Origin of the sequence: Streptococcus sp. (assembly GCF_019414905.1) — a bacterium.
Classification (GTDB): Bacteria; Bacillota; Bacilli; order Lactobacillales; family Streptococcaceae; genus Streptococcus.
In genome coordinates this window covers 1-5,749 of sequence record NZ_DXLC01000239.1, presented here as the reverse complement: position 1 = coordinate 5,749, position 5,749 = coordinate 1, and the positions used below count along the sequence as shown (strand labels likewise).

Annotated in this window: 5 protein-coding genes; all 5 read left to right on the top strand. The window is 41.3% G+C overall.

The annotated features are described in order from the left end of the window. The coding region (locus QZ359_RS07345; RefSeq protein WP_293965067.1) for a transketolase at positions 1-1,458 on the top strand (1,458 nt) is incomplete at its 5' end. A gap of 116 nt (positions 1,459-1,574) precedes the next feature. Next, complete coding sequence (gene yajC / locus QZ359_RS07340) at positions 1,575-1,874, top strand: preprotein translocase subunit YajC (protein WP_293965065.1); 300 nt, start codon at positions 1,575-1,577, stop codon at positions 1,872-1,874. 46 nt (positions 1,875-1,920) lie between these two features. Continuing rightward, positions 1,921-2,364, top strand: a complete 444-nt coding sequence (locus tag QZ359_RS07335; protein ID WP_293965063.1) for a low molecular weight protein-tyrosine-phosphatase — start codon at positions 1,921-1,923, stop codon at positions 2,362-2,364. Then, positions 2,351-2,761 (top strand): MORN repeat-containing protein, encoded by a 411-nt coding sequence (locus QZ359_RS07330; protein ID WP_084890687.1) that lies wholly within the window; start codon positions 2,351-2,353, stop codon positions 2,759-2,761. The genes QZ359_RS07335 and QZ359_RS07330 overlap by 14 nt, the downstream gene beginning before the upstream one ends. Positions 2,762-3,061: 300 nt before the next feature. Next, positions 3,062-5,713, top strand: coding sequence for a bifunctional acetaldehyde-CoA/alcohol dehydrogenase (gene adhE, locus QZ359_RS07325; protein ID WP_285304741.1), 2,652 nt, complete (start codon positions 3,062-3,064; stop codon positions 5,711-5,713). The last annotated feature ends 36 nt before the right edge of the window (positions 5,714-5,749 follow it).

Here is a 5,749-nt window from a genome sequence, read left to right as displayed (position 1 = left end):
CTAGATAAGTTGGTTGTTCTTTATGATTCAAATGACATCAACTTGGATGGTGAGACAAAGGACTCCTTCACTGAAAGCGTTCGTGATCGTTACAATGCCTATGGTTGGCATACTGCTCTGGTTGAAGATGGAACAGACTTGGAAGCCATCCATGCCGCTATCGAAACAGCTAAAGCTTCAGGCAAGCCATCTTTGATTGAAGTGAAGACTGTGATTGGATATGGTTCTCCAAACAAACAAGGAACTAATGCTGTACACGGTGCCCCTCTTGGAGCAGATGAAACTGCAGCAACTCGTCAAGCCCTAGGTTGGGACTACGAACCATTTGAAATCCCAGAACAAGTATATGCTGATTTCAAAGAACATGTTGCAGATCGAGGTGCATCAGCTTATCAAACTTGGACAAAGCTAGTTGCTGATTATAAAGAAGCTCACCCAGAATTGGCTGCAGAAGTAGAAGCTATTATCGATGGACGTGATCCAGTTGAAGTGACTCCAGCAGACTTCCCAGCTTTAGAAAATGGCTTCTCTCAAGCAACTCGTAATTCAAGCCAAGATGCCTTGAATGTTGTGGCGGCTAAGTTACCAACTTTCTTGGGTGGATCAGCTGACCTAGCTCACTCAAACATGACTTATATCAAGACTGATGGACTTCAAGACGATGTCAATCGCTTGAACCGTAACATTCAGTTTGGTGTTCGTGAATTTGCAATGGGAACGATCTTGAACGGAATGGCCCTTCACGGTGGACTTCGTGTATACGGTGGAACTTTCTTCGTCTTCTCTGACTATGTGAAGGCAGCTGTCCGCTTGTCAGCTTTGCAAGGTCTTCCTGTGACTTATGTCTTTACCCACGATTCAATCGCAGTTGGTGAAGACGGTCCGACTCACGAACCAGTTGAGCACTTGGCAGGTCTTCGTGCTATGCCAAATCTAAATGTTTTCCGTCCAGCAGATGCGCGTGAAACGCAAGCAGCTTGGTACCTTGCAGTGACAAGTGAGAAAACACCAACTGCCCTTGTCTTGACCCGTCAAAACTTGACTGTCGAAGAAGGAACAGACTTTGACAAGGTTGCAAAAGGTGCCTATGTTGTCTATGAAAATGTAGCAGACTTTGATACAATCTTGATTGCGACAGGTTCAGAGGTCAATCTTGCTGTCTCAGCTGCCAAAGAATTGGCTAGTCAAGGTGCAAAAGTCCGCGTAGTCAGCATGCCATCTACAGATGTCTTTGATAAACAAGATGCAGCTTACAAGGAAGAAATTCTTCCAAATGCAGTTCGTCGTCGTGTTGCAGTTGAAATGGGTGCAAGTCAAAACTGGTACAAATATGTTGGACTAGATGGTGCAGTTCTTGGTATTGATACCTTTGGAGCCTCTGCCCCAGCACCAAAAGTGTTGGCAGAATATGGCTTTACTGTTGAAAATCTTGTAAAAGTCGTTCAAAACTTGAAATAATCCTAAAAATCAGGGCGCAAGCTCTGGTTTTTCTTACTAGAAAAGCAAGGTACAATCTTGTAAAAGTAGCTGAAATTTGATATAGTAGTCCTATGTAAAAGACAAAGGAGAATATAATGGAATCACAATATACATTTTTAATCATTCTTGTGGCTATGGTGGGCTTGATGTTCTTTACGCAACGCTCTCAAAAGAAACAAGCACAAAAACGTATGGAAAGCTTGAATAAACTACAAAAAGGCTATGAGGTGATTACAATCGGTGGACTTTATGGAACAGTCGATGAAGTAGATACGGAGAAGAGAACAATTGTTCTTGATGTAGATGGAGTTTACTTGACTTTTGAACTAGCTGCTATCAAGACAGTATTACCGCTGAAAGAAACAGCTTCATTAGAAGGTGTAATTGAAAAATAAGACGGGATCACTAACTCCCGTTTTTCTATAAAAGAAAGGAAATGGGATGAAAAAACTGGTCTTTGTCTGTCTGGGAAATATTTGTCGCAGCCCTATGGCCGAGTTTGTTATGAAATCAATGACAGATAACTACGAAATCCAAAGTCGAGCGACGTCCTCTTGGGAACATGGCAATCCGATTCATAAGGGAACTCAAGGGATTTTTCAAGAGTATGAGATTCCTTATGAAAAAGGCAAGACATCGCTTCAGATTAGTAAGGAAGATTTTGAAGCCTTTGATTATATTATCGGAATGGACGCTTCAAATGTTTCTGACTTACGTCAGATGTGTCCAGTAGACTGTCAAGATAAGATTTACTCATTTGCATCTGAAAGTGTTCCAGATCCTTGGTATACAGGAGATTTTGATGAAACCTATCAGCGTGTTCAAGAGGGTTGTCAAGCATGGTTAGAACGTTTAGAGAAGGAGAGTAAAGATGGAAAATCTTAAGAATTTTTACGAGAAGTATCGTGTCTATCTAACTCGTCCACGTTTAGAGCTTTTAGCAGTAGTTACTATTGTTTTTTGTGCTGTACTCGTCTTTTTTCTAAATATTCCCGGAAAAGGTGTTCTAAAGCTTGATAATGGAACGATTGTTTACGACGGCAGTCTTGTCCGTGGTAAAATGAATGGTCAAGGTACCATTACCTTCCAAAATGGAGACCAATATACAGGTGGTTTCAATAATGGCGCCTTCAATGGAAAAGGAACTTTTCAATCTAAAGAAGGCTGGACCTACGAAGGTGATTTTGTAAATGGTCAGGCTGAAGGAAAAGGGAAACTAACAACAGAACAAGAAGTTGTTTATGAAGGGACTTTTAGACAAGGTGTTTTTCAACAAAAATAAAGCCTCCTTATCAAAGGAGGTATTGTTAGCATCTAAAAGTAAGCGCTTACTAGAAAATCTATCTCTTTCCAAGCTCCTCTTCCAATCAAGCTTGTGAAATAAAAAAATATTTGAAATTCATTTCACAAACTCTAAAGAAAAAACTTGATAAGTAAAGAAAATGAGAAAAAATTCACAAACAATAAAAAATTCTTTGTGAAATGTTTATGAAACTGTTTACAAAGTTGAAATAATGCGTTATAATAAACTTGTGAAAAAATTAACAAAGGATATCAATCCTTGAAAGCTATGGAGGAAAATATGGCTGATAAAAAAACTGTGACACCAGAGGAAAAGAAACTCGCTGCTGAAAAGCATGTTGATGGATTGGTGCAAAAAGCTCTAGTTGCCCTTGAAGAAATGCGTAAATTGGATCAAGAGCAAGTTGACTACATTGTTGCCAAAGCATCAGTAGCAGCTTTGGATGCCCACGGAGAATTGGCTTTACATGCCTTTGAAGAAACAGGACGTGGTGTATTCGAAGATAAAGCGACTAAGAACTTGTTTGCTTGTGAGCACGTAGTAAACAACATGCGCCACACTAAAACAGTTGGTGTTATTGAAGAAGATGATGTAACAGGATTGACTCTTATTGCTGAACCAGTTGGTGTTGTTTGTGGTATCACTCCAACAACAAACCCAACATCAACAGCAATCTTCAAATCATTGATTTCATTGAAGACACGTAATCCGATCGTCTTTGCCTTCCACCCATCAGCACAAGAATCATCTGCTCATGCAGCGCGTATTGTCCGCGATGCAGCTATCGCAGCTGGTGCTCCTGAAAACTGTGTGCAATGGATTACTCAACCATCTATGGAAGCAACTAGTGCCCTTATGAACCACGAAGGTATTGCAACAATCCTTGCAACAGGTGGTAACGCAATGGTGAAGGCTGCATACTCATGTGGTAAACCAGCTCTTGGGGTAGGTGCCGGAAACGTTCCAGCTTATGTTGAAAAATCAGCTAACATTCGCCAAGCTGCTCACGATATCGTCATGTCTAAATCATTTGACAATGGTATGGTCTGTGCATCTGAACAAGCGGTTATCATTGATAAAGAAATTTACGATGAATTTGTAGCAGAGTTCAAATCTTATCACACTTACTTTGTAAACAAAAAAGAAAAAGCGCTTCTTGAAGAGTTCTGCTTCGGCGTAAAAGCAAACAGCAAAAACTGTGCTGGTGCGAAATTGAATGCTGACATCGTTGGTAAACCAGCAACTTGGATTGCAGAACAAGCAGGATTTACAGTTCCAGAAGGAACAAACATTCTTGCTGCTGAATGTAAAGAAGTTGGTGAAAATGAGCCATTGACTCGTGAAAAATTGTCACCAGTTATCGCAGTTTTGAAATCTGAAAGCCGTGAAGATGGTATTACTAAGGCTCGTCAAATGGTTGAATTTAACGGTCTTGGACACTCAGCAGCTATCCACACAGCTGACGAAGAATTGACTAAAGAATTTGGTAAAGCTGTTAAAGCTATTCGTGTTATCTGTAACTCACCTTCTACTTTCGGTGGTATCGGGGACGTTTACAATGCCTTCTTGCCATCATTGACACTCGGATGTGGTTCTTACGGACGCAACTCAGTTGGGGATAACGTTAGTGCCATTAACCTCTTGAATATCAAAAAAGTCGGAAGACGGAGAAATAACATGCAATGGATGAAACTTCCTTCAAAAACATACTTTGAACGTGATTCAATTCAATACCTTCAAAAATGTCGTGACGTTGAACGTGTCATGATCGTTACTGACCATGCCATGGTAGAACTTGGTTTCCTTGATCGTATCATCGAACAACTTGACCTTCGTCGCAATAAGGTTGTTTACCAAATTTTTGCTGATGTAGAACCAGAGCCAGATATCACAACTGTAAACCGTGGTACTGAGATTATGCGTGCCTTCAAACCAGATACAATCATCGCTCTCGGTGGTGGGTCTCCAATGGATGCCGCTAAAGTAATGTGGCTCTTCTACGAACAACCAGAAGTGGACTTCCGTGACCTTGTCCAAAAATTCATGGATATCCGTAAACGTGCCTTCAAATTCCCATTGCTTGGTAAGAAGACTAAATTCATCGCAATCCCAACAACATCTGGTACAGGATCTGAAGTAACACCATTTGCCGTTATCTCTGATAAAGCAAACAACCGTAAATACCCAATCGCTGACTACTCATTGACACCAACTGTGGCAATCGTAGACCCTGCCTTGGTATTGACAATTCCTGGATTTGTTGCTGCGGACACTGGTATGGATGTATTGACCCACGCGACTGAAGCTTACGTATCACAAATGGCTAGCGACTACACTGATGGTCTGGCACTTCAAGCTATCAAACTTGTATTCGAAAACCTTGAAAGCTCAGTTAAGAATGCAGATTTCCACTCACGTGAGAAAATGCATAACGCTTCAACAATCGCTGGTATGGCCTTTGCCAATGCCTTCCTAGGTATTTCTCACTCAATGGCCCATAAGATTGGTGCGCAATTCCATACAATCCACGGTCGTACAAATGCTATCTTGCTTCCATACGTCATCCGCTACAACGGTACACGTCCAGCTAAGACAGCAACATGGCCTAAGTACAACTACTACCGTGCAGACGAAAAATACCAAGATATCGCACGCATGCTTGGCCTTCCAGCTTCTACTCCAGAAGAAGGTGTGGAATCTTACGCAAAAGCTGTCTACGAACTTGGTGAGCGCGTAGGTATCCAAATGAACTTCAAAGCACAAGGTGTTGACGAAAAAGAATGGAAAGAACATTCACGTGAATTGGCCTTCCTTGCTTATGAAGATCAATGTTCGCCTGCAAACCCACGCCTTCCAATGGTTGACCACATGCAAGAAATCATCGAAGATTCTTACTATGGTTACAAAGAAAGACCAGGACGCCGTAAATAATTGTTTATCAGCCTAGAGGCAGGAATTTCCTGTCTC

Excerpts from the sequence above, each read along its gene's own strand:
- yajC (WP_293965065.1), top strand. The coding sequence starts at position 1,575 with ATGGAATCACAATATACATTTTTAATCATTCTTGTGGCTATGGTGGGC.
- QZ359_RS07335 (WP_293965063.1), top strand. The coding sequence starts at position 1,921 with ATGAAAAAACTGGTCTTTGTCTGTCTGGGAAATATTTGTCGCAGCCCT.
- QZ359_RS07330 (WP_084890687.1), top strand. The coding sequence starts at position 2,351 with ATGGAAAATCTTAAGAATTTTTACGAGAAGTATCGTGTCTATCTAACT.
- adhE (WP_285304741.1), top strand. The coding sequence starts at position 3,062 with ATGGCTGATAAAAAAACTGTGACACCAGAGGAAAAGAAACTCGCTGCT.